The sequence below is a fragment of the Vibrio cyclitrophicus genome (genome assembly GCF_024347435.1).
Classification (GTDB): Bacteria; Pseudomonadota; Gammaproteobacteria; order Enterobacterales; family Vibrionaceae; genus Vibrio; species Vibrio cyclitrophicus.
On sequence record NZ_AP025480.1, the window covers coordinates 1,320,866 to 1,345,722 of the forward strand.

A 24,857-nucleotide genomic window follows, 5' to 3' on the forward strand; every position below is an offset into this window, starting at 1 on the left:
AAACTCTTCTGCTTTTTTGTTTCTTCTTTATCATGTGTCCGCCTCTCTTTAACATATGAGATGTGATATAAATTCTAATAACCATATATAAAATACCGCCTTAAATTTGGCGAAATGCCAAGGAATTGGCATTAGCTAAGCTTATGGTTTACCTAAAATTATATTCCGATATTAAATTGTGAAATCGCTCGAATTTAATACTGATTTTGGGTAGTATGCGCGAGATTTCCCACCACTCGTGAAACTTTGACATGAAACTAACACTAAAGCAGAAGTTGATAGGTGCTAGCCTATCTGCTGTTGTGGTTATGGCAACAGCGTTGACCTGGCTATCAGCAAACCAACTATTCGAACAGACTCGCAATGGCGTATACCTACGAGCTGAAAGCGTATCTGAAGCAGCATCTGAAGGTATTAAAAACTGGATTGATATCCGTACAGATATCGCATCAGCATTTAATGACTTTTCACGAGAGGATGATGTTGTTCCTTTCCTTAAGCAAGCTCGTGTTGCGGGTGGCTTTGACGATATCTTTTTAGGTACTCCAGAAGGTGGAATGTACCGTTCACACCCTGAACGTAATCGTGCAGATTACGACCCTCGTCAACGCCCTTGGTACCAAGAAGCAAACGCTGCAGGTAAGCAAATCATCACAACCGCTTACCAAGATGCGATCACCAAAGCTCTTCTTGTAACGATTGCTGAACCGGTTCGTCACAACGGCCAACTTGTTGGTGTCGTGGGTGCTGACGTACTTATCGACCAATTGGTTAACGATGTAATCAGCCTTGATGTTGGTGACAACGCTTACGCCATGCTAATTGATGCCTCTGACGGTACATTCCTAGCACACCCAGATTCAGCGCTAAGCTTGAAACCAGTAAGCCAGCTTTCAAACGATATCTCTATGCCTATTATCGAGAACGCAGTACGTACGGGTAGCATCGAGATTATTAAGCAACGTGGCGCAGAGAAGCTGCTTTATTTCACGAAGGTGCCTAACACTAACTGGATCTTCGCGGTTCAGATGGACAAGGCAACAGAAGAGGCGAACCACTCAACACTGCTTACTCAATTGATCACAACGGCTGTTATTATTACGTTAATCGTAATCGTATTAGTGTCTTGGTTAGTGAGCTTCCTATTCCGTGATTTGAACCGTGTTTCAGCGGCACTTGAAGAAATTGCTTCAGGTGAGGGTGACCTTACTCAACGCCTTGAGCCTAAGAGCGATGACGAAATTGGTAAGCTTGCTGAAAACTTCAACCGTTTTGTAGGCAATATGCACACCATGGTGATCAAGCTAAGCGAAGTATCTGCTGCGCTAGGCAACCAAGCACGTCAAACGGCTTCTCAAGCTGAAGAACGTAGTGCTCGTATCCAAATGCAACAAGACGAGATCAACATGGTAGCAACAGCCGTCAACGAAATGGCTGCAGCAACACAAGAGATCGCGGGTAACGCTGACCACACTGCACAGAACTCATCAGAAGCAGTTGGCGCGTGTGAGCACGGTACTGGTCAAGTGACACAGACGCAAAGCTCTATCCAAAACCTTGCTCAAGAAGTTCAAATCGCAACGAACGTTATCCTAGAACTTGAAGAGCACGGCAACAGCATCAACGCTATCTTGTCTAACATTCAAGGTATTGCAGAACAAACGAACCTACTTGCACTTAACGCTGCGATTGAAGCTGCACGTGCTGGTGAGCAAGGTCGTGGTTTCGCAGTAGTAGCGGATGAAGTTCGAGTTCTGAGCCAACGTACACACGGCTCAACGCAAGAAATTCAACAAACGATTGAGTTGCTACAAGGTACAACAGGCAAAGCGGTTAATATCATGAACGATAGCCGTAAACTTGCTGAAACCAGTGTTGATGACGCAAACTCAGCCGCAGCGAGCCTGACGCAAATCCATGCAGCTGTTGAACGCATTAGCGACATGGCGACACAAATTGCTTCCGCTGCAGAAGAGCAAGCATCAGTAACGTCTGAGATCACTCGTAACACTGAAGGAATCCGTGACGTATCTAATGAGCTAGCAGACGAAGCGCACCAAGCTGCGGAACAAGCTGCTCAGTTATCTGAACTGTCTCACGAGCTAGAAAGCGAAATTAGCCGCTTCAAGCTTTAAGCACTAAGTTCTGAGCGAATAGCGATAACTTGATAGCTAAAACGACTAGCGAATAATTCGCGATAACGTTATCAAAAAGCCGAATGTGATTATCACATTCGGCTTTTTTGTTTGCCCAGCGAAGCTGGCAAACCCGTCAGGTTGAAAGAAACCTGAATCACCCCGACTGAGGGGAAGATAATCCGAATCGCAAGGGCGTTGTTGGCTAACGGCAGGGTCTGAAGGAAGCGATAGGAAGTTAGCAGTACACAACGCAAGTAAACCTGCTTCGGCAGTATAGGTGGGTAAGCGTCCGAAATAGCGCGAAGCCCTATACTCAGTCAGACCTATGCTGTGCTTGAGGGTGGCATTGTTAACAGGGAGCCAGTGCAGTAACTGGGGAAGCCTGACACCACATCCAGACAGTCTGGAAGCACAAACTCGAAGCGAAAGCTAAGAGGTGTGTTGGTGCGAGGTGGCAGATGAATCCGTAGTAGTGAGTAAGGCTAAGCCAGAGAAGCCCAGTAATGGTGTGGAGGAGAAAACTTAGCTGACCAGCAGCATCAAGTCTGATGGAGCACTGAAATGCCAAAAGCACTCAGTGTTGCGAAGGGAGGAAGTACACTTTAAGTCTGTGATGAACAGATGTTTTTTTTTTTTCAGTGATACCCAAACCGAATCGCTATCGGGGTATTCCTAGTTTGGTTGATTGTGGAAGCAAGATACTGCGCTAAGAAACCGTATAGGGGAGTAACTCTGACTCACTTCAGTAAATTGCCACTGAGCTAGAAGGCTGAACAGCAGAGAGAAATAACACCCACGCTGAAGATGAAACACCTGTCCCCACACAGCACACAATCCAAGGAGAGAAAGTGCGAGTTTATTACAGCTTATATGGTCATCTACTCAACAAAGAGAGGCTGTATAAAGGGTTTAAAAAGGTAAAGAAAGCGAAAGGCGCGGCTGGAATAGATGAGCAGAGCCTGAGCAACTACGCCGAAAATCTGAGTGATAACCTCGATCAACTCCTCTCTGAACTTAAAACCAAGCAATACAAACCTCAGCCAGTCAAACGGGTAGAGATACCCAAAGAAGACGGAGGGGTGCGATTGCTCGGGATCCCAACAGTTAGGGATAGAGTTGTCCAACAAGCGCTCAACGATATCCTCACCCCCATCTTCGAAGAGCAATTTCACCCATCAAGTTTTGGGTATAGGCCGAATCGAAGCTGTCACGATGCAATCAACAAATCCACGATGTTCATCCGGCGTTACGGGTTACAACACGTTGTAGATATGGACTTGTCGAAGTGCTTTGACAAACTCGACCACGAGTTGATTATCAAAAGCATCAGAAAACGAGTCACAGATAGCAGTGTATTAGAGCTGATAAAACAGTTTCTAAAAAGTGGGGTGATGATAGACGGTAGTTGGCAGGAGACAGAGCTAGGAAGTCCACAAGGTGGTGTTATCAGTCCTTTGATAGCCAATATCTACCTTGATGCGTTCGATCAGGAAATGCGAAAGCGCGGCCATAGGATCGTTCGTTATGCGGATGACATACTCATCTTCTGTCGTAGCAAGGCAGGGGCAGAGAATGCCCTTGCACAAGCGACGAAGATCTTAGAAGGAGAGCTTAAACTCACAGTGAACCAGACGAAATCACATATAGCGCACAGCAGTGATGGCGTGAAGTTTTTAGGTGTAGAAATCGGGAGTCAATTTACCCGCATTCAAACTAAAAAACTGAAAGTGTTCAAAAGCAAGTTAAAGCGAATGACGAAGCGAGGGTGCGGTAAGCCACTTGAGCAAGTCATAAAAGATCTAAACCCAGTGTTAAGAGGGTTCAGCCAATACTTCAGGATCACCAATAGCAGCAGGGAGTTCTCAAGACTAGCAGGATGGCTACGAAGAAGACTGCGTAGTATCCAGTTGAAACTTTGGAAGAAGCCTCAACGCTTACATCGAAAGTTAAAACAGTTAGGGTATAAGCCGCCGTTCCAGCATATCTCAATGACAAGTTGGGTCAGTGCAGCGAGTCCACTATCAAGCTATGCGATGCCAAATCAATGGTTTAATGACCAAGGATTGGTAAATCTTGGGACAATAAGGACAGGGTATGTGTTCAGCCAATATGCTGAATGGAAGTGTGCATGAGCCGTATACGAGGTCCGTACGTACGGTTCTGTGAGAGGGATGAGGCGGTAACGCCTCACCCTACTCGATGTGCGTTCTAGTTAGAGTTATGAACCCTAATTAGTTGTTTGGATAACCTGGGAACTTAGTTTTGAGGGCCGCGCTAGTAGGAAAGCAGTGCTCCATAAATTTCACCATCGCAGGGGCTCTAGCTTGTCGTTGTTAAGCTATTTTCTTTTTTACATCAAGGTCAGCCACCTATTGGAAGTGGAAGTGACGGGTTAAACTTGATTGAAGAAGGGTGTAGCTCAGAATAATTAAAGACACAAAAAAGCCCGAGCATAAACTCGGGCTTTGAACGGTTATCTTTATAACTGATGAAGGCGCTAGATTGCCTGACGCAGTTGGAAATAACGTCCTGCTTCGTTTAACAGTTTCTCATGAGAGCCGTTTTCAACAATCTCGCCTTGTTCAATCAGAACGATAGAATCCATCGATTCCAGACCAATTAAACGGTGCGTGATGAAGATAACCGTCTTGCCTTCGAAGTGCTTCTCGAAAAGAGTCATGATGCTTTGCTCGGTTTGCTTATCTAAGCCTTCTGTCGGCTCATCTAAAAGCAGGATAGGAGCATCATGAAGAATGGCACGTGCGATGCCAATGCGGCGCTTCTCACCGCCAGACAGTTGACGACCACCATCACCTAACCAGCTATCAAGCGCGTTGTTCTCAAGCAGCTTTTCTAGACCAACGTCTTTAAGGATGTTCGCTAAGTGATCATCGGTTGCTTCTGGTCTTGCAATCAACAAGTTGTCACGCAAAGTACCATTGAGAATGTCTACACGTTGGCTTACTACACTGATTGATTCACGAAGCTGTGATTCATTCCACTGCGTCAGTTCAACTCCCGCGATTGAGATGTCGCCTTTTTTAGGATCCCAGTAGCGAGTCAGCAGCTGAATCAAAGTCGACTTACCAGAACCTGTTTGGCCCACAATCGCAACCTTGTGCGTTGCAGGAATCGTTAGGTCAACAGCGTTCAGAACACTACGTTCAGAATCAGGGTAGTTGAACGTCACGTTTGAGAACGTAATATCAAGCGGCTTGTTGATGTCGAGTTTCTCTTCAGCAAACTGAACTTCAGGCTCCGACAGAATAACTTCGTTCAAGCGACGTGCTGAAGACAGAGTTTGACCTAAATGCTGGAACGCGCCTGCGATTGGCATTAATAGCTCAAAACTTGCCATGGTTGCGAATGCCATTAGCGCGATGAACGGGTCTGGTGCATTACCACCCACGCCATCAGCCGCAAGCCAAAGCATAAGAACCAACGTCAAACCGTTGAACAGCATCAGTGCTGCTGACGCCATACCAGTTAGGTTAGCATTCACAAACTGATTCGCCATCAGCTTCTGCTGCGTTTCTAGAATCGCATTGCGGTAACGCTCTTCAGCACCAAACAGAGTCAGTTCGCTGTAGCCTTCAATCCAATCCAGAGTGGTAACACGAAGATCCGCTTTGTTTTGTGTCAGTTCACCGCCGTTACGTTTACCTAGCTTGTAAAACAAGATTGGCCAAACCAACAGCATGATCAGAAGGATAGAACCCAAGATCAAACCTAGTGAGCTATCGAACCACATCAAGAAAATAGTAAGGAAGAAGATCCCGAACACACCAACCGTCACTGGGCTTACTAAGCGCAAGTAAACGTGGTCCATTGCATCGACATCAGCAACCAAACGGTTGAGAAGGTCAGCATCACGAAGGTTCGAAATACGGCCTGGGATCAGCGGAGCTAGCTTCTTGAAGAAGAAGATACGTAAATCAGTTAACAATTTGAATGTGGCATTGTGGCTGACAACACGTTCACCCCAACGACCCGCAGTACGGCTCATTGCCAAACCACGTACGCCGCCGCCCGGTAGCATGTAGTTGAAGGTCTCACGTGCAATCGTAAGGCCTGCAACCGCAGAAGCTGAAATGAACCAGCCTGATAGCGTTAACAAGCCGATAGAAGCCGAAAGAGTAGCAAAAGCTAATAGCATGCCTAGCGATAGGCCAAACCAATGCTTTTTATAGAGTTTCAGGTAAGGCAGTAAATCACGCATCTAAATTACCCTTATTATCTTGTTGAGCTAAGTTCGCGTTAAGCATCTTTTCGAACAAACCACCCGCAGTCGATAGCTGAGAGTAATGACCTTGTTCAACCAGACCACCATCGCGCATAACCAGAATATTATCGACTGATTTAAGAGGGGCAAGTTGGTGCGTTACAAGCAGGGCTGTGCGGCTTTCAATATTGCTATTGATGCCTTTCATTACTAACTGTTCGCTACGAGTATCTAGGCTAGCTGTTGGTTCATCTAACAACCAGAACTGACCGTCTTGAATCATGGCGCGAGCCAGAGCCAAACGTTGAGATTGACCAACAGACAGGCCGCCAGAGCGATCAGAGATCATATAATCTAAGCCATGCTCGCTAACGAACTCGTTAGCAAAAGACTGCTCAAGCGCATTCTCGACAACTTGGTCAGTGATATCGAGCTTACCTAGAGTGACGTTGTCACGAATTGTACCGTGCAGTAGCAACGGGTTTTGACCAACCCAGCTAATCGTCTTACGCCAAGAGGCTAAGTCTAGGTCACGCAATTCAATGCCATTGATTTTCAAGCTTCCTTCATAAGGCATGAAACCAAGAATAGCGTTGATCAAACTTGTTTTACCCGCCCCACTTGGGCCAACTAACGCAGTCGACTGTCGAGTGTTAAGTGCAAACGAGATAGGGCCAACCAATTGAACACCTTCAGGGCTTAACACTTTTAGAGCTTGAGCTTCAATATTGATGCCTTGAGCCTGATCGAGTTGAGTGTCGCCTGATTTAACCTTAGTGATGTCTGTTTCTAAGAACTCGACAATACTTTCCGCAGCGCCAACCGCTTGTTGCTTCGCATGGTAGAAAGTACCTAAGTCACGCAGAGGTTGGTAAAACTCTGGCGCCAAGATAAGGATAAACAAACCAGCGAATAGCGTAATGCCGACGCCGTAGTGGCCAAAGTTCAGCTCACCGATGTAGGTGAAACCAAAGTAAACCGCCGTCATCGCGATAGAGATCGACGTGAAGAACTCAAGTACAGCAGAAGACAAGAAAGCGATTTTCAACACATCCATGGTACGCGTTCTAAACACTTCAGATGCACCTTTGAGTACTTCTGTTTCAGCGTTGGTGCGATCAAATAGACGGATGGTTGTCATTGACTGCAAACGGTCGTAAAAGTGACCAGAAAGACGCTGAAGCGCTTTGAAGTTTTTACGGTTGGCATCGGCTGCTTTCATACCAACAAGTGCCATGAACATCGGCACCAGTGGAGCCGTAAGCAAAAAGATCAATCCAGCTGCCCAGTTTACTGGAAACACCACAACCAAAATAATGAATGGAATCATTACCGACAGAGACATCTGAGGTAGATAACGAGAGAAGAAGTCTTGCATGTCTTCTACTTGTTCTAGCAACAGGGTTGCCCACGTACCCGCAGGTTTGCCTTTGATGTAGGCAGGACCAAGTTCGCGTAACTTATCGAGAATGAGCTGCCTAATGTAGATACGGATCTGCTCACCACAGCGATAGCCGGCGATTTCACGACCCCATGTACAGCCTGCACGGCCAACGACCGATAGTGCCAAGCCTGCGAAATGACCAACCAGTTCAGATTTATCGACATTCTCGATGATCAGCTGATGAAGAATAGAGGCGAGAAGAGCTGCTTGAGCAATTAAAAACACGCTTGAAAGTACGCCAAGGCCAATCGCAATCATAAGCCAGCGTTTCGCTAACTTACTCTGTTGCTTAAGCCACTTGTTCAAGCTGCGTTGTTTTTTCTTATCCATTATGAAGGCTTAATGATAATTATTATTTGTTGAGGGCGGCTAGTATACAAAAGAAAGCCCAGTGGATATACCGCTGGGCTCTAGGGATTTACAACAAAATGTGATGACGCCCTGCATCTATTGAGGTGAGGGCTTCGATATTTAAATCTGCAATCTCAGATTTACTTATCGTTAAGGCCATCTAGGAAGCGTTCAGCATCCAGTGCAGCCATACAACCTGTACCAGCAGAAGTGATTGCTTGGCGGTAGTTGTGGTCCATTACATCACCTGCAGCGAACACGCCTGGGATGCTGGTTTGTGTTGCGTTACCTTCAAGACCAGACTGTACGATGATGTAATCATCTTTCATGTCGACTTGGCCTTTGAAGATTTCAGTGTTTGGTTGGTGACCGATAGCAATGAATGCGCCCATTACTTCGATCTCTTCTGTTTTATCAGACTGAGTATCTTTAATACGAACGCCCGTTACGCCCATGTCGTCGCCTAGAACTTCGTCTAGCGTGCGATCAGTGTGAAGAACAATGTTGCCGTTCTCTACTTTGTCCATTAAACGTTTCACTAGGATCTTTTCAGCGCGGAACGTGTCACGACGGTGAACTAAGTGAACTTCAGACGCGATGTTAGATAGGTAAAGTGCTTCTTCAACAGCGGTGTTACCACCACCAACAACCGCTACTTTCTGGTTGCGGTAGAAGAAACCATCACACGTAGCACAAGCAGAAACGCCACGGCCTTTGAATGCTTCTTCAGAATCTAAACCTAGGTACTTAGCTGATGCACCCGTTGAGATGATCAACGCATCACACGTGTACTCGCCTGAATCGCCTTTAAGACGGAAAGGGCGGTTAGATAGGTCTACTTCGTTAATGTGGTCAAACAGGATCTCTGTTTCAAAGCGCTCTGCGTGCTCTTTCATGCGATCCATCAGTGCTGGACCCGTTAAACCTTCAGCATCACCCGGCCAGTTTTCCACTTCTGTTGTGGTTGTAAGCTGACCACCTTGCTGCATACCGGTAACAAGTACTGGGTTTAGGTTTGCACGAGCAGCGTAAACTGCAGCTGTATAGCCAGCAGGGCCAGAACCAAGAATCAATAAATTACAGTGCTTTACGTCGCTCATGAGGACTCCGAAATTGAATTTGTTTTTATTTATAATCGATTAGGATTGTATGGAAAATATGGAGGCAATAAAAGGTTAAACAAGGGTAGAAGTGTAATTAATCGTTATACGTTAGAACATAACCGAACTAAATGATGGTCTTGTAATCCTGTGTCTTAGATCAATAGCGATAAGTCAAGGAAAGTGCTCTTGCAAACAGCTATGCATATTGCTCACTTTTAGGGTCTTCTTGATCATGGTGTTTCTATAGCAGTATTTACTTTTTTGCGTATACATTGATGAGTAGAAAAACAAGAGAACCTGAATCCTATGTTTTATTTTAAAAAGTTTGCGTTAAAAGACGCTGTAAGAACTCATCAAAATTAGCGTGCAGATAAGCGACCACAAGACGCACTTTTAGTATGAACGGCATGATTACAAACAGGTGTAATGTTGGTTAATACTTGAACTGTTGAGTGTTTCTCAGTTGTTATTTTTTTGTATGTGTTATTATTGATATTTATATATTGCGCGGAATTATTTGAACTCTATGCAGATTCTAATCCTTTTTATCAATGTGTTTATTGTGTGCCTGAATTCGGTTTTTGCTTCTCCGCTGCAGGTCAGCGGGGAACAATCTGTGTTAGCTAATGAAGCTGTAAGATGGTATGAAATGCCTTTGTTATCTGATCCAGTCGATTTTCCCATATTAAAAAAACACATTGAATCCTCTCCAAGGATTGAAACGATATTTGGTGGTGAAGGGGCGTTTGGGTTGAGAGTTGATTTGGCCAACTCCGATATCAAGTCGTCACAACAAATAGTTACACTCCGTGCAAACTATTTGGATCAAGGTTGGGGTTACTGGCAATCAACAAATGGTCAAGTAAGGCGAATACTTGATTTTGGCCAATTAAGTAACAAGAGTATCTTGCATCTGCATAGGCAAAGCTTCCCGTTAATATTGAATGCGGAGGAATCTGGAACACTTTGGCTCTACTTGGAAGCAAAGAAATTTCCAAAGGCAGTTAACTTCACTCTTCAACCTGAATATCCATTTTATATTCACGTTTTCCGCAACAATACGCTCACATTAGCTTCTATTACTGTCATGCTAACGTTGGGAGTTTTCGCTCTTTTTTGTTACTTTCAAACTAAACATCCAGTCACACTGGCTTGTGCTGGTTATGTTGGGCTACATGGCCTGGGATGGTTCGCCGCTTCAGGCGCTTGGGGGTACTTATTACCAAGCCAAAGCTGGAACCCAGTTTATTTTGGAATGGTATTGTTTCCGTTTGCGGTTGCTTTTTCTTGCTATTACACAAGATTATTGTTTGGATTTCCGCAGCATTTTATTCGTATTAATCTTACCTTTCAGGCCTTTAGTTGGCTGTGTGTCATTATCGGGTTTATTAATGTCTTTGCCCCGTTTTCGTTGACTTTTGTTATGTCCCATTTGATTGCGGCAATCTGGGTGCCGACAATGATAGTGACTGGCGTATTGATGGTTTATCAACGAAACTTTGTCGCTAAATATTATTTGATCGGTGGTCTTTGTTATGGCACGGCTTTGGTATATTACATTTTTGCGCATTTTGCACCATTGCCGACTCAGAGATCGACAGAAGTTATCGTTGTTGTTGCATTAGCAATAGATTGTGCCTGCATTTTATTGTCACTGACTGAATGGTTGCGGATTCAACAACATCAACATCAGAAAACCTATATCCAGTCGAGGGTGGATAGTTTAACGGGGCTTGGAAACCGGCTGGATTTTAATGATGCCAGTAAACAATTAGTACATCATTCCTATTGTATCGTTTTCATCGATTGTGATGGTCTTAAATCGATTAATGATACTTATGGTCATGATGAAGGGGATCGCTTTTTAGAATACACCAGCCGCATGATGCGAGAAAAATTTACAGACCTTGGAATGGTTTATCGAGCTGGTGGCGACGAATTTATCTGGTTATTGAAAGTGGATAAAGAGAAACAAGTTGAGGCTCTCTATTCTCAGATTGAGCTTAGAGTGACTCAGGTGGAAGAGCAAATTCGCAGTGCTGATTGGCCTCAGTCTGGCCTCAGTTTTGGAAGCGCATCTAGTTTTGAATGTGTCAATTTTTCTGAGTGTTTGAGCTTAGCTGACCAGCGAATGTACCAGCAGAAGCGCTCGAAGAACGGTTTTAAAAATCAGTCCAGTGAAATTGAGTGTTAGCTAAATTCCCTATTTTCTAAGTGAATCGTTTTAAGTCTAGTTAACTTATTTTCGTTTTGACTTTTGGTGTAAATGTCACCAAAGGTGGCTTTTTTAGCAACCAACCTTTCAAGCTTGCTTACCCTCTCATCTGTTTTGTGTAGAACATTCCCAATCTTTATAGTCGCCTATTTTTAACGAATTCTAAGTTAGGACATAAAGGCAGACCATCATATTCCAAATAAACGCATCATTTATAATTGTAGGTTTTATTAGAAAGCACTCTATTTGAGGGCGGCCGAGTTCCCCCCGAACTCGACCTGTTCCAGACGCGCAAGCAAAGGCGTTTGGTTTCTGGCGTACTCATAAATTAACCAATTTCAGTTTGTTGTGTAAATAATCAATAGCTTGGTGACTGATAGGTAAGTCGTATTTCGCTGTGCAAAAGCATAGAAATGGATGGTGGCGAGCGTGATACCTGAACTTATGCAGGAGGCTGGTTTGTTGGAGCGCAAGGGCTGACACAATATGAAACACCACTTTCTAGTTAATAATGTCGTTAAATTTAAATTTATAGGGATTTATAACTAGCTAGTGGAGTGTGCTAGTTTTAAGAGTTGGTCATCTTTTATTCTGGTGTTATACACTGCTTTTTAATTTCAGATTGGATTTAGTGTCTGAATTATTAAATCTGACGGGATAAATGATTGTTTAATGTTGATTTGACAAGATCTTCAAGTATCCTTTATGTAAATAAAACGTTAAATATTGAAAGTAAATTAACAATCATTAAGGAGTCGATGATGTTACATGCTCACGAAAATACCCTACATATTACCCATCTCAGTAACCATGCTGTTAAGGAGTTGTCTCCGTCATTCTCTCAGCTACCAAGCACAGAGCATGCGGATGGCCAGTTTCGATTGAGAAGATACTCGGTGGTTCAATTCAGTAATGGACAAGTCGTTGAGCAAGACAAACATAACTTTGTTCAGTCTGAAGACATTAATCACTTTCAAGGTGACGTCGTTCGCCAGTTCGAGCCGATTGAAGCGAAGATTCTAAGCAGTGAAGGCATGCAAGAAATGTGTGAACTGTTTATTGAGACCAATGGACTTGAAGACGGGCAAGAAATCGAAATCCATCAGATTCGCATTGCCGCTATTTTTGAAGAGACTCAAGTAGCACCAGAAGGTGTTCATCAAGATGGCTTTGACCACATCGCGATTATTGGTGTTACTCGCCATAACATCGTGGGTGGTGAAGTGATGCTTTATCAAGATAGCCACGAAGCACCATTCTTTAGAAAGGTGTTAGGCGATGGCGAGGTGGCAATGCTTGCTGATAGTAAGCTTTGGCACAACGCACAACCGATTCGTACCATAGACCACGGTAAGATGGGCTATATGGATGTGTTTGTACTAACGGCTAAGGATGCGCGTAATGTCCTTCACTCTTAATGATGTACGCCAACAGTTTAGTGCTTTAGGCCAATATCATAACGGCAGGCCTGTGACCTTTTTCGATGGTCCCGGTGGGTCTCAGGTACCTGAGAATGTTTTAGCTTCAATGACGGAATACCTAGGGCATTTCAATTCAAACCTAGGCGGGCACTACTTTTCTAGCCAAAAGACCACAAGTTTAATGCAGCAAGCGCGAGAAGCGGCCCAAGCACTACTCAATGCGGAGTCTTCTGGCAATGTGGTGTTCGGTGCGAACATGACATCGTTGACCTTCCAACTTAGCCGAGCGATCAGCCGCGATTGGAAAGAGGGCGATGAGGTTATCGTCACTGCGTTAGACCATTACTCAAATGTATCGAGCTGGCAGCAAGCGGCAGACGACAAAGGCGCGATTGTTCGCCAAGTTAGTGTCGACGAATCCGATTGCAGTTTGGATATGGCGCATTTTGAATCGCTGCTGAATAAGAAAACCAAGCTTGTCGCGGTGACGTTTGCTTCGAACACGACAGGTTCTATTGTCGATATGGCTAAAGTTATTGAGCTTGCACATCAGCATGGCGCTCAGGTATATGTCGATGCCGTTCATTACGCACCTCATCATTTGATCGATGTTCAGCAACTGAATTGTGATTTCTTAGCGTGTTCTGCTTATAAGTTCTTCGGCCCGCATGTCGGTATTGCTTATGTTGCGCCTCAATGGCTGCATACTTTAAAGCCTTACAAGGTTGAACCTGCAACCAATATCGGCCCAGGTCGATTTGAAACAGGAACACAAAGTTTTGAAGGCCTTGCCGGTGTGATTGCGGCGGTGGATTACTTGGCGCAGTTAGGCGATCCAGCCGATTCATTGCGTTCTCGTTTAGAGCAAAGTTACGCGCTGTATAATAAGCATGAGAGCCAACTCAGTGAATACTTCCTTAAACGCTTGTCCGATCTTGAAGGTGCAAAACTTTATGGTAAAACTGAGTTTGATTCGAATCTGAGAACCCCTACATTTGCGATTACCTTTGAAGATCACTCTCCAGAGTTCATCGCTAAGAAGTTAGGCGAGCATAATATCTGTGTGTGGAATGGACACTTCTATGCATTAGGGCTAGTGAAGCAGTTGGGTATTGAAGAGCAGGGCGTGGTGCGTATTGGATGTATGCATTATAACTCGATTGATGAGATTGACTTACTGTTCAATGTGCTTGAAGGGATTTTACGTAGCAATAGCTAACAATTTTGGCTGTTATAGAAATTAGAAAAGAGCATGCTTCTCTCAATAATATTGAGTAGGAAGTCTGCTCTTTTTGTTTCATGAACTTATATCTGTTTAGCAAAGTCTACTACGACTAAAACCGCTACTCGATTAAGCCCGTGATTGAACTAAGACAACAGCTTAACCAGAGCTGCACCTACTGCGTGCGCACTGGTTGGGTTCTGACCGGTAATCACTCGCTCATCAACAATCACAAGCTCATGCCAAGGTTGAACTTTGTTGAAACGCGCTGCGCTACGAGTAAGCGATTCTTCCAATAGGAATGGAATGTCATTGATGGTCCCAAAGTCGATTTCTTCTTCACGTGTAAAGCCTGTCACCGATTTAGAGCTTAATAGCTTCTCGCCGTTGCTTAGGACAATCGGAAGCAGTGCTGCAGGGCCGTGACATACTGATGAGATAACGCCACCATCTTCATAGTGCTTAGCGGCGATGGTTGCGAATTGCTCGTCGGTTGCTAGATCTGAAAGCAAACCGAATCCACCGGGGTAGAAGATAGCATCGTAGCTTTCTGCATTAATTTGGCTTACAGGAATCGTATTGTTGATGCGGTTCTGGAAGTCATCATCAGCCAAGATCTCGGCGTTTACTGAATCCCCTTCAATATCGGTTCCATACAGTGGACCTTTACCACCCTTGATAGAAGCGATGTCGTATTCAAAACCTGCAGCAATGATCTCTTTGAGAGCATGAGTCAGTTCAGGAGCGTAAGTACCGTTCGCTTGATCTGTATTGCCAAGTGTTGCGTGGTTAGTCACAGGTATTAGTATTTTTTTCATGATTCGTCCCTTTGAGCACGTTTGTTTGGTTTCAGCGTCGTTTTTTGCTTTAGGTATCGTGGTTTTTATTTAGAAAACCAAAGTTTTCAATTTAGATACCGCTGTTTCGTTATCTGTAATACTAGTAGCAAACCATTTGAGTGATAATATACCGAATAGGCAAAACATTATTGCTATATAGCAATAGTTAGATATGAATTAGTCGATGTGAATTCGTTAGATGTAAGCAGGTGAAGTATGGATAGCTTTGAAGGTATTAATGAGTTTGTTGCGGTAGCAGAGTGTCACGGCTTTTCTGCGGCCGCAAAGCAGTTAGGTTGCAGTACCAGTCATGTCAGTCGCCAAGTTTCAAGGTTAGAAGAAAGGGTAGGTGTTGCCTTGCTTGCTCGTTCTACACGCATGGTAAGCTTAACCGAATCGGGTCACACCTATTATCAGCAGTGCAAAGATCTAGTTATTGGGCTGCAACAGGCAAATGAACAAGTGACCTCTCAACAAGCTCAGTTAAGTGGCACATTACGAGTGAGTGCCGCAGGCGCGTTTGCAGAAAATCATGTGGCTGCTGCGTTGATGGAATTTGCCAAAGACCACCCAGATCTAACTATAGAGATGAACTTTAATACCAAGATGGTTAACTTCATCGAAGATGGCATCGATTTCGCGATTCGATATGGTCGGTTGGATGATTCGGGGTTGGTGGCAAGAAAGCTCGTTGATCGCCCAATGGCGGCAGCAGCCAGCAAAGCTTATCTTGATCAATTTGGTACACCAGTTCACCCAGAACAGTTGAAATTACACAGTTGCATCATTGCCAACAGTGATCAGTGGCTATTTGAAAAAGATGGAAAACCGCTTAATGCAGTACGAGTGCATGGTCGCTGGAGAAGCAATAACTCAAGCGCAGTGATTAAAGCATGTGAACAGGGGCTTGGCATTGTCTACCTACCAAAAAGCAGTTTCAATGGCGCTCTTGCTTATGGAAAACTGTTTCCAGTACTAGAAGAGTATTGGGGAGCAGGAACCAGCAGTTGGATTGTTTACCAAAACCGTCGCTTTCTACCACAGAGAGCACGGCTTGCGATCGATTTTCTCGTCTCTTACTTTTCTGACTGGCAAGAATAGTTAGAAAGCGATTAAGGAAAAGAGTTTGATGCTTTCAGCGGCCCAGGTTTAGTAAACGAGAGCAAGGCTAAGGAAACGTTTACATTGATAGGTGTTATCTTTTTTTGTTTTTTGACACGCGTAACAAGATTGATGTTCTTGCTAGCTTTTGATGTCTCGTGTAAGCAATTGAATTGTAGAGAAGCGTGAAGCAGTACGATATACTAGTTGATATATTAATGTGTCTGGCGTGCGATAGATTGTGTTAAGTCGCTAGTAGGATATGTCGTTATACTCCAATTTACGAAGTATAGCTCTAGTGCGGAGTGGGCAATGTCGTCAATAAATTTCGAATCCACATACGGTGTAATAACTATTCAAGATATGAATGTAGTTAGCGTTGATGCTAATTATGCGCGTATTTATGGATACCAATCACCCGAAGAACTACTGCTTAATATAGATAGCTTTTTAGATCTTATATCAGAAGAATTTCATGTTTTAGCCTATCAAAACTACCTTGAAACGGTCAGCGGTCAACGAGATCCTCAGGTTCATACTTATACCAATGTTGATCGTAACGGTAGAGAGTTCACAGTGTTTTCTATCGACCATGTTACGGAGTGGCAGGGAAGACCTGCACTGCAAGTCACGGTTATCGATCTATCTCCTGCTATTCAGTTGTAAAATGCGGTGCGTGAGCAAGATAAGATGTATCACGATATGATCATGCAATCAGGACAGGGCATCTTGGTTCATCGAGATTTCAAACCGTTGATGGTCAATCAATCTTGGGTCAACATGCAAGGCGGCACGTCCATCGAGCAAGTATTAGAGCTAGAGTCGATTCTTGAATTGGTACCAAAACAGAATACGGATGGTATCAGTAAGCATTATCAAGCGATTGTGTCTGGTGAGTTGTCAGGAACTAGTACTGTGGTTGAAAATATAGGGTTCGACGAGGTTCACCGGTTCTTCAATATTTACGACAATGCGATTACTTGGAAAGGTCAGCCAGCGGTTCAGGTGGTGCTCGAAGATGTGACTCAAAAAGTAATGTTGGAGAAACAGTTACTTCATCAAGCGAATTACGATGAAATGACCAATTTGCTCAATCGAAGAGCGATTTACGATTGGCTGAAAGCGTATCTTGCTTCCGATAATCATGTTGTATGTATGCTACTTGATATCGATGACTTTAAATCGATCAATGATACTTACGGTCATATGGTAGGTGATGAAGTTATTTGTGCTTTGGCTAGTATTACCAAGCGTAATGTAGAGCAAGCTGGTGGTGTTGCAGGGCGTTGGGGTGGCGAAGAGTTTATCGTGTTTCTCCCAAATGCTTCTCCTCAAATTTCACGCGCAGTATCTGACCAAATTCGCCAGCAATTTAATCAAACTCAGTTTAACATCAGCAAACATGTTCGATTTAATGTGAGCGTCAGTATTGGAGTCAGTGACAGCCGATCGTGCGAAGGGAAAGTGTCCATTGATGCGCTCGTGAACTTAACGGATCAATCTCTGTACCAAGCTAAAGCGAGTGGAAAAAATTGTGTATGCGGAGAAGTGAGCACATCTTAATGTTGACTAAACATGGTTTAGTTAGGCGGCTAGCATAGAATCGTATTGATAATAAAATGCCCTTAAGCAATCGCTGAGGGCATTTTAGTTTCTATCGTCATGATAAGTTCAGTGTAATCTGGTCAAAGTTGTTTAGATTTCACCGCTTAAATGAACTCAGCTTTGGCTTATCAAAGTAGTGTCTAATAAAAGCAGTTGCTTATAAAACCGTTGGCTTACTAAGCAGAAACTTCTACTTCGTAAGAGCCAAATTTACGAATGTTAATCACACCAGTATCTAGGATTAGGTACTGGCCTTTAATACCTTGAAGTACACCAGTTACCTCTGGGTTCTTATCAAAGTTGTGCGATACAATTTTCACTGGGTGCTGTTCAACTGGGTAGCTCAATGAAGTGATGTTTTCGCTCAGAATCTCGATAGCATCGTCACCAAACTTCGCTCTGATCTCTTGGATTTTATCCTCAACCAATGGCAATAGTTCTTTGGCTTTTTCTATCAATTCCATATCGTCACCGTCGCCTTTGAGTAGCGTGCGCCAGTTAGTTTTGTCAGCAATGTGCTTTGCTAACTCAACTTCGATCAGGCCAGAAATCTGACGTGTTTTCACCTTCAAGATAGGCAGGCCTTGAGTTGCGCCTTGGTCAATCCAGCGAGTAGGTATTTGAGTATGACGAGTGATACCCACTTTAAGGCTTGATGTGTTCGACAGGTAAACGAAGTGATCAACCATGCAGTTCGCTTCACCCCACTCAGGCTCACGACAAGTGCCTTCATCGTAATGGCAAGTCTCTGGCTTCATGATGCACATATCGCAACTTGCCAGCTTTCTCATACACACAAAACAGTGTCCTTGCGAGTAGCTTTTCTTGGTTTTTTTGCCACACGAGCAGCAAAAAATATTACCGGTGTGAGAGAGGTTAATGGTTTTACCAATCAGAGGGTTTAGCTCTACAAATTCTTCACCGACAGGTAAACGGTAGGTAACCGCACCATCAAGCGAAGCACTCATTTTCTTGAGTGTTCCTTTTGCTAATAAAGACATGACATTACTCGTTGTATTTTGATTATTATTTCGTCGACTCGGATGCTCTTTAAGCAGGCGCTACGGTTAACGATGATTATGCGATGAGTATAACAAATAGAGTTTGTTTTTATACGCAATATTACTTGATTCTCGGCGTGAATAATTACCAGTCAACATGCACATAAAAATATAGTATGACATTTTGTTCTGGCGTGATATAACGTTTTTCAGTGAGTTGTTGGAATGAAGATCACTGATTTACTTAACTTATTTTATATCGTGAAATCCCAACTATAGGGACCTTAGCCGGAAGTTTAGACGTGAAGTGGATTCATAAGATTGTTATCTTTCTCGTTATCACAACGCTTGCCATTGTGCAGTATTACCGTGTGAGCGGGAGTCGTGTGATAACTGCTATTACTCCTGATAAATATGAATTTGTCGCAACTAGCGATAAAGTTGACAGGGGTATCAGTACCTCTCAAATATCTTTTAAAAATGGCCAGTATATTCTCGACTGTGAATTGAAAGAGTCTGAGTATCCGTGGCCTTATTGTGGCCTGTCAATTCGTATCAATCCAGACATTACCGCTGGCCTTGATCTTTCCCAATACCATACCTTCAGAGTCAATATTGATTATCATGCGGAAGCGGATTCTAGCGGTCGTTTGAGAACCTATCTACGCAATTATAATCCTGCTTACTCTGTATCTGATGACGAATACACGCATAAGTATAATGGTATGGAGTTTTCACCTGGTGTAGATGGCGGTGTGATTGAGATTCCTATTGCTAACCTGCAGGTGATGACATGGTGGCTTGCCGATAACGATATTGCGCTAGAACATTCGGCTCCAGAATATTCAAATGTCAATATGGTTGAATTTGCGACCGCCTCTGGAGCAAAATTAGGTCATCATCGAATTGTTATTCGCAGTATTGAATTTGAAGGATCCTATATATCAGCAGAAAGTTTGTTCTTAATCTTGCTGTTCATTTGGGTAGGCACAGGTACTGTATTTTTACTTTCTGAATTGCATCACTCACGCAAGCGTATGGTGATTGCAGAAAAAAGGCACCACCACCTTAAGAGTGTTAACCGTGCATTACGAGAGCAAAACTTTGAGTTTTCAGAGATGGCTCACCGAGATGAGTTAACAGGCATACTTAACCGACACGCGATCCGTGATTGGTTGAAGATGCAGTCTCAACAGGTGAAGCAAGGGCATGGGAAGCTAAGTATGTTGTACCTCGATATTGACTACTTCAAAAGTGTGAACGATAAGTACGGACATCAGATGGGCGACCATATTTTACGTGAGTTTAGCATGGTAGTGGGTAGCTCGATCAGCGCTACCGACAAGTTAGTGAGGTGGGGCGGGGAAGAGTTTATTGTTTTTTGTCCTGAGACAGACGCTGGAGAAGCGCAAAGAAAGGCAGAGAAAATAAGGCTTTTGGTTAGTCAACACCTATGGGTTCATGGCGACCCTCTTACTTGCAGTGTTGGTCTTGCCGAGATGAAGCAAGAGCGGGTGACAGAGACTATTGCTCGTGCTGATGAAGCTTTATATCAAGCGAAACATTCGGGTCGAAATCAGGTGTTCTTGAGTCACTAATCTGAGGTTGTTCCGATTGTGAAAAAACCATAAGTGAGTATGTGGCATCGCTATGGCTACCATTCTAAAAGCAAAAAAGGTGACGAAGAGCCACCAAAAGGTAAAAACGTTTATTTTTCTTACGATGCCCGCTCAACGCCCTCGTTCGTAGCGAATTTTGTTGAGCGGGCTGTTTTAGAAAGGCTGTATCAGGGAAACAGTAATCATCTTAGTTGGAGTATCACCAACTAGGCGTTTATGCTTACCAGAAAATCCAAGCGAACAATGTCAGAACTAGGATACAAACTAGGTTTAATACCATACCGATTCGCATCATCTCTTTCTGCTTGATGTGACCCGAGCCAAACACTATTGCGTTAGGTGGTGTCGCGACTGGCAACATGAAAGCACAAGAAGCGGCAACGGCAATTAGCGCCGATAAGATAACTGGAGACATACCTAGCGCTTCAGCAATAGTCGCAAATACAGGGACAAGCAGTGCTGCGCTTGCAGTGTTACTCGCAAATTCCGTTAGGAATACCACGAACGCTACCACCGCTAGAATCGTAAGAAGAACACCAGCTGTTTCTAAAAATCCGCTTAGAGAGTGCGCTAGGAATACACTCGTTCCTGTCGCTTTAAGAATGTTACTTAAACAGATACCACCACCGAACAGGATAAGTACACCCCAGTCCGTTGTCTTCTCAACATCTTTCCATTCAACCGCTCTAGAAGCGCCAAGTAGTACAATTGCGCCAATCGCTACCAAGCTATCGAACTTAGAGAAGCCGCCGATCATAGCATTGATTGGTTTACCGAATATCCAAAGCGTTACCGTTAGAAGGAAGATAGACAGTGTGATTTTCTTACTGTTTGTCCACTCAACAGGGGCATGGTCTAATTCGAATTTGTGGTCAAGTTTCGGCTTAGTCATGACGTACAAAATAATCATCGCGATTGGTAACAAGATCATTGAGATTGGTAGGCCAAGCGCCATCCACTCAGTGAAGCTTAGGCCAACTTCTGCCGCCGCAATAGCGTTTGGTGGGCTACCAACCAAGGTTGCAATACCACCGATTGAAGCACAGTAAGCAATACCAAGTAGCACGAACACGTAGGTGTTGCGGTCTTCACTTTGGTCGACTTTGTTCATGATACCAAGAACAAGAGGAAGCATCATCGCTGTGGTGGCTGTGTTGGAGATCCACATTGATAGACCAGCACTCACACCAAACAACATGAATACGGCGACCGACATTCTGCCTTTTGCTATCAGTAATACTTTGTCGGCAATCGCTTTATCCAACTCCTGTTTGTTCAGTGCGGCTGCCAGTGCGAAGCCACCCATGAATAAAAAGATGATTGGGTTCGAAAAATTAGCCAGTGCTGCGGGCGTATTGAACACACCAAACAAGACAGCCAATAGAGGAACAAGCAAAGCGGTGATGCTGACGTGAATCGCTTCGGTTAACCATAAAATAGCAACGAACACGAGAATACTTAAACCCGTATTCACTTGTGCTTCGAATGGTAAGGTGTTGAGCAAGAGTGCAAATAGTGTGAAATTACCAATTAATATCATGCTGTTGCGGGTAAACAACCAGTGTTTCAGTGTAGTAACAAGTGCCGTCATAAGACGCTCCTTTTGTTTATCCTCGTTTTATTGGTGTACTGACTTCATTGAGTAGTGCTTATTCTGTACGAGGTATATAGCTTGATGTAGGGTCGGACTTTGTTGGGGGAATGTTACTTAAGTTAAGAAAGGAGCGTTGGTGTGTTTTTGTGTAACAGTAGGGAAATGTGAGGCAACAAATTCAAAATGTGTAGGTTTCTACACATCGGGATCTGAAGGGTCTGTGATAGGGCTAGGAATAGGCAGTGTTTCTTGCTTAGGGCTGGGTTGAATTGGTTCTTTAGGTCCAAGGAATTTGGGTGCAGTACCAATAATATACAAATCAAGGAACGCTTTAGTTCGCGCGAACACTTCACGTAAACGTATGGTTGTTCCAGAGTGGTGAGTCGGACCTGAAACTGCCAAACATTGGGCGTGAATATCGTAAGAGCTTGCGATCAATAGTGCTCTTTCACAGTGGAATTCCTGTGTGATAATTAAAAAGTTATCGGTATCGAAGATCTTTTTGGCGCGAACAATTGAATCTAAAGTTCTGAAACCAGCGTAATCGAGATTGATGCGTTCATCGGGCACACCGGCTTTTAATAAGTCACGTTTCATTGTCCACGGTTCGTTATAAGAACGATGAGCGTTATCGCCACTCAGTAGAAATTGCTCTACTTTTTCACGATCGAATAACTCAATAGCAGCGTCAATTCGATGTTTGTAGTATTCGTTGAGTGTTCTACCTAGGTATTTACTGGTACCAAGTACAACGGCAACTTCGCGCTCTGGCACATCATCGATATGGTAGATGATGCGATCTTTTGCTTGCCATGAAACCCAATAATCAATCGCAATAACCGCAGCACTACCTACTAAGAACACGAGGAAAGCGCCAAACAGAAAACCTTGTAGTTTTTTGTAAGCTTTTTTTAAGTAGCTACGGAAAATGTGAGAATCAAATTTCACTCTCGGTATGGTCCTTTGGCTGAGCATTAATTTTTGAGTGCTCGATAATACCAAATAAAAATGAGAAAAATCAGCTAAAAAGACAAGACAGTGAAAAGAAAAAAGCCTCTGCATTGGCAGAGGCTCTAGTAAGAGTCGTTAACGCTCTTTATTTAGAATACAGTTCAATTTATTAGAACGCAGTACGCTTGTAGCGACGGTAAACCGGTTGCCAGAAATGTTGGTCAATTGCTTGTTGAAGAGCTTCATCTGTGATCTCTAACGCAACACCTTGTTCAATGGCTTTCTTACCAACGGCAAGAGCAATCTTCTTAGATACGGTGTGAATCTCTTCCAATGGTGGAAGTAACGCACCTGAACCATTGATGGCAAGTGGAGAACACGTAGCAAGAGCACGGCTTGATTCCATCAGCATCTCATCGGTGATACGTGAAGCGTTCACAGCCAATACACCAAGGCCAATACCAGGGAAGATGTAGCTGTTGTTACATTGAGCAATTGGGTAAGTAGTTCCGTTGTGAACCACTGGTTCAAATGGGCTACCTGTTGCAACAAGAGCTTGGCCATCAGTCCAACGAATAATGTCGTTTGGTGTCGCTTCAACACGGCTTGTTGGGTTCGACAGTGGGAATATAATAGGGCGCTCACAGTGAAGGTTCATCTCTTTGATGACTTCTTTGCTGAATAGACCCGGAGCACCAGATACACCAACTAATACGGTTGGTTTAGCGTGGCGAACAACGTCTAGTAGAGAGAAACCAGTACCGTCACTTTCCCAATCTTTAGTGTTAGCGTTGGTTTGAACCAAACGCTGTTGGAAATCAAGCAAGTTTTGCATGCCTTCCTGTAGCAGACCCCAACGGTCAACCATGTATACTTGAGAGCGAGCTTGTGCATCGCTGATACCTTCAGATACCATTTGTGCGATGATCGCTTCTGCAATACCACAACCTGCAGAACCCGCACCTAAGAAGGTTATTCGTTGATCTGACAGTTTGCTGTTTGCTGCTTTACATGCTGCAAGTAGAGAACCAACCGTTACCGCTGCTGTACCTTGGATATCATCGTTGAAACAACAGATGCGATCTTTATAACGCTCAAGTAGAGGCATTGCGTTCTTTTGTGCGAAATCTTCGAACTGAACTAATGCATCTGGCCAGCGACGTTGAACCGCTTGGATGAACTCTTCAACGAATGCGTCGTAGTCGGCACCTGTAATACGAGGATGACGCCAACCCATGTACATTGGATCTGCAAGACGTTGAGGGTTGTTAGTACCCACATCGAGCACGATTGGTAGCATGTAAGCTGGGCTGATACCGCCACAAGCTGTGTAAAGCGCTAGCTTACCAATTGGAATACCCATGCCACCGATGCCTTGGTCTCCCAAACCAAGAATGCGTTCACCGTCCGTAACCACGATAACTTTAACGTTGTGGTTTGTCGCATTATTCAGTAGATCATCGATACGATCGCGATTCGGGTATGAGATAAACAGACCACGGCCACGACGATAAATATTTGAGAAGTTCTCACATGCTGCGCCAACTGTTGGCGTGTAAATGATAGGCATCATTTCAGAGATGTGGTTTTGAACTAAACGATAAAAAAGCGTTTCATTAGTGTCTTGGATGTTACGTAGGTAAATATGCTTATCCATATCACTTTCGAAGTTACAATATTGTTTGTATGCACGTCCAACTTGCTCTTGGATTGTTTCGGTTGTTTCCGGTAACAAGCCTTCAAGGTTGAAAGAACTGCGCTCTTCAGCAGAGAATGCGCTGCCTTTGTTAAGAAGAGGGGTACTTAGTAAAGCAGGACCAGCATAAGGGATATACAGAGGGCGTTTATCGTTGTTCATTGGATGCCTAATATGGGAGAAAGGGTAACTGAAAAATGATAACGGTTTAGTTATTCAATTGTAAATAGTTTCCCTCCGATCTGAGCAAACAAAATGATATTCTTACCTATGTCCCACACTTATCGAATTTGAATGCCATAATTCGTTATACTTTGCTCACATTTTTTCGCGAC

15 protein-coding genes and 1 pseudogene are annotated in these 24,857 nt (G+C 43.8%); 8 read left to right on the forward strand and 8 right to left on the reverse strand.

Annotation, left to right across the window (positions count from 1 at the left end):
* Positions 1-251 precede the first annotated feature (251 nt).
* Positions 252-2,135, forward strand: coding sequence for a methyl-accepting chemotaxis protein (locus tag OCW38_RS06050; RefSeq protein WP_016800748.1), 1,884 nt, complete (start codon positions 252-254; stop codon positions 2,133-2,135).
* Positions 2,136-2,986: 851 nt separating this feature from the next.
* Positions 2,987-4,270 carry a group II intron reverse transcriptase/maturase gene (gene ltrA / locus OCW38_RS06055; RefSeq protein ID WP_140150525.1) on the forward strand — a complete coding sequence of 428 codons (1,284 nt, stop codon included), beginning with the start codon at positions 2,987-2,989 and terminating at the stop codon, positions 4,268-4,270.
* A gap of 365 nt (positions 4,271-4,635) precedes the next feature.
* Here ltrA and cydC read toward each other — a convergent pair whose 3' ends face one another.
* The 3 genes from cydC to trxB form a co-directional block, all read right to left on the reverse strand.
* A complete protein-coding gene (gene cydC / locus OCW38_RS06060; RefSeq protein WP_016768363.1) occupies positions 4,636-6,357 on the reverse strand; it encodes a heme ABC transporter ATP-binding protein/permease CydC in 1,722 nt (573 codons plus the stop codon).
* A complete protein-coding gene (cydD, locus tag OCW38_RS06065) occupies positions 6,350-8,134 on the reverse strand; it encodes a heme ABC transporter permease/ATP-binding protein CydD (protein ID WP_016768362.1) in 1,785 nt (594 codons plus the stop codon). The genes cydC and cydD overlap by 8 nt, the downstream gene beginning before the upstream one ends.
* A gap of 161 nt (positions 8,135-8,295) precedes the next feature.
* Positions 8,296-9,255, reverse strand: coding sequence for a thioredoxin-disulfide reductase (gene trxB, locus OCW38_RS06070; RefSeq protein ID WP_010438193.1), 960 nt, complete (start codon positions 9,253-9,255; stop codon positions 8,296-8,298).
* Positions 9,256-9,784: 529 nt separating this feature from the next.
* Between trxB and OCW38_RS06075 the strand changes: the two genes are divergently transcribed.
* From OCW38_RS06075 to OCW38_RS06085, 3 genes are all read left to right on the forward strand, one after another.
* Positions 9,785-11,452, forward strand: a complete 1,668-nt coding sequence (locus OCW38_RS06075; RefSeq protein WP_010438195.1) for a GGDEF domain-containing protein — start codon at positions 9,785-9,787, stop codon at positions 11,450-11,452.
* A gap of 782 nt (positions 11,453-12,234) precedes the next feature.
* Positions 12,235-12,891 (forward strand): 2OG-Fe dioxygenase family protein, encoded by a 657-nt coding sequence (locus OCW38_RS06080; protein WP_016768359.1) that lies wholly within the window; start codon positions 12,235-12,237, stop codon positions 12,889-12,891.
* On the forward strand, positions 12,875-14,113 hold the full coding sequence (locus tag OCW38_RS06085; protein ID WP_016783894.1) for a cysteine desulfurase-like protein: 1,239 nt from the start codon (positions 12,875-12,877) through the stop codon (positions 14,111-14,113). The genes OCW38_RS06080 and OCW38_RS06085 overlap by 17 nt, the downstream gene beginning before the upstream one ends.
* Positions 14,114-14,262: 149 nt before the next feature.
* On the opposite strand, the gene OCW38_RS06090 is transcribed toward OCW38_RS06085, so the two are convergent.
* Positions 14,263-14,934, reverse strand: coding sequence for a type 1 glutamine amidotransferase domain-containing protein (locus OCW38_RS06090; protein ID WP_010438200.1), 672 nt, complete (start codon positions 14,932-14,934; stop codon positions 14,263-14,265).
* Between the two features lie 237 nt (positions 14,935-15,171).
* Between OCW38_RS06090 and OCW38_RS06095 the strand changes: the two genes are divergently transcribed.
* Together OCW38_RS06095 and OCW38_RS06100 are read left to right on the forward strand one after the other, a co-directional pair.
* A complete protein-coding gene (locus OCW38_RS06095) occupies positions 15,172-16,056 on the forward strand; it encodes a LysR family transcriptional regulator (protein ID WP_016789255.1) in 885 nt (294 codons plus the stop codon).
* 363 nt (positions 16,057-16,419) lie between these two features.
* Positions 16,420-17,619 (forward strand): annotated as a pseudogene (locus OCW38_RS06100) (sensor domain-containing diguanylate cyclase).
* A 218-nt stretch (positions 17,620-17,837) separates the two neighbouring features.
* On the opposite strand, the gene OCW38_RS06105 reads toward OCW38_RS06100, so the two are convergent.
* On the reverse strand, positions 17,838-18,662 hold the full coding sequence (locus tag OCW38_RS06105) for a DUF2797 domain-containing protein (RefSeq protein WP_010438207.1): 825 nt from the start codon (positions 18,660-18,662) through the stop codon (positions 17,838-17,840).
* Between the two features lie 302 nt (positions 18,663-18,964).
* Here OCW38_RS06105 and OCW38_RS06110 point away from each other — a divergent pair, with 302 nt between their 5' ends.
* Positions 18,965-20,260, forward strand: a complete 1,296-nt coding sequence (locus OCW38_RS06110) for a GGDEF domain-containing protein (RefSeq protein WP_010438209.1) — start codon at positions 18,965-18,967, stop codon at positions 20,258-20,260.
* Between the two features lie 241 nt (positions 20,261-20,501).
* On the opposite strand, the gene OCW38_RS06115 is transcribed toward OCW38_RS06110, so the two are convergent.
* The 3 genes from OCW38_RS06115 to OCW38_RS06125 form a co-directional block, all read right to left on the reverse strand.
* Positions 20,502-21,872 carry an SLC13 family permease gene (locus tag OCW38_RS06115; protein ID WP_010438212.1) on the reverse strand — a complete coding sequence of 457 codons (1,371 nt, stop codon included), beginning with the start codon at positions 21,870-21,872 and terminating at the stop codon, positions 20,502-20,504.
* 198 nt (positions 21,873-22,070) lie between these two features.
* Entirely contained in the window at positions 22,071-22,823 is a 753-nt protein-coding gene (locus OCW38_RS06120; protein ID WP_010438215.1) for a SanA/YdcF family protein, read from the reverse strand.
* A 172-nt stretch (positions 22,824-22,995) separates the two neighbouring features.
* A complete protein-coding gene (locus OCW38_RS06125; RefSeq protein ID WP_010438217.1) occupies positions 22,996-24,684 on the reverse strand; it encodes an NAD-dependent malic enzyme in 1,689 nt (562 codons plus the stop codon).
* Positions 24,685-24,857: the final 173 nt, after the last annotated feature.

Coding starts and splice junctions, on each gene's coding strand:
- OCW38_RS06090 (WP_010438200.1), bottom strand. CDS start 14,934: ATGAAAAAAATACTAATACCTGTGACTAACCACGCAACACTTGGCAAT.
- OCW38_RS06080 (WP_016768359.1), top strand. CDS start 12,235: ATGTTACATGCTCACGAAAATACCCTACATATTACCCATCTCAGTAAC.
- OCW38_RS06115 (WP_010438212.1), bottom strand. CDS start 21,872: ATGACGGCACTTGTTACTACACTGAAACACTGGTTGTTTACCCGCAAC.
- OCW38_RS06125 (WP_010438217.1), bottom strand. CDS start 24,684: ATGAACAACGATAAACGCCCTCTGTATATCCCTTATGCTGGTCCTGCT.
- OCW38_RS06075 (WP_010438195.1), top strand. CDS start 9,785: ATGCAGATTCTAATCCTTTTTATCAATGTGTTTATTGTGTGCCTGAAT.
- cydD (WP_016768362.1), bottom strand. CDS start 8,134: ATGGATAAGAAAAAACAACGCAGCTTGAACAAGTGGCTTAAGCAACAG.
- OCW38_RS06095 (WP_016789255.1), top strand. CDS start 15,172: ATGGATAGCTTTGAAGGTATTAATGAGTTTGTTGCGGTAGCAGAGTGT.
- OCW38_RS06105 (WP_010438207.1), bottom strand. CDS start 18,662: ATGTCTTTATTAGCAAAAGGAACACTCAAGAAAATGAGTGCTTCGCTT.
- cydC (WP_016768363.1), bottom strand. CDS start 6,357: ATGCGTGATTTACTGCCTTACCTGAAACTCTATAAAAAGCATTGGTTT.
- OCW38_RS06085 (WP_016783894.1), top strand. CDS start 12,875: ATGTCCTTCACTCTTAATGATGTACGCCAACAGTTTAGTGCTTTAGGC.
- trxB (WP_010438193.1), bottom strand. CDS start 9,255: ATGAGCGACGTAAAGCACTGTAATTTATTGATTCTTGGTTCTGGCCCT.
- OCW38_RS06050 (WP_016800748.1), top strand. CDS start 252: ATGAAACTAACACTAAAGCAGAAGTTGATAGGTGCTAGCCTATCTGCT.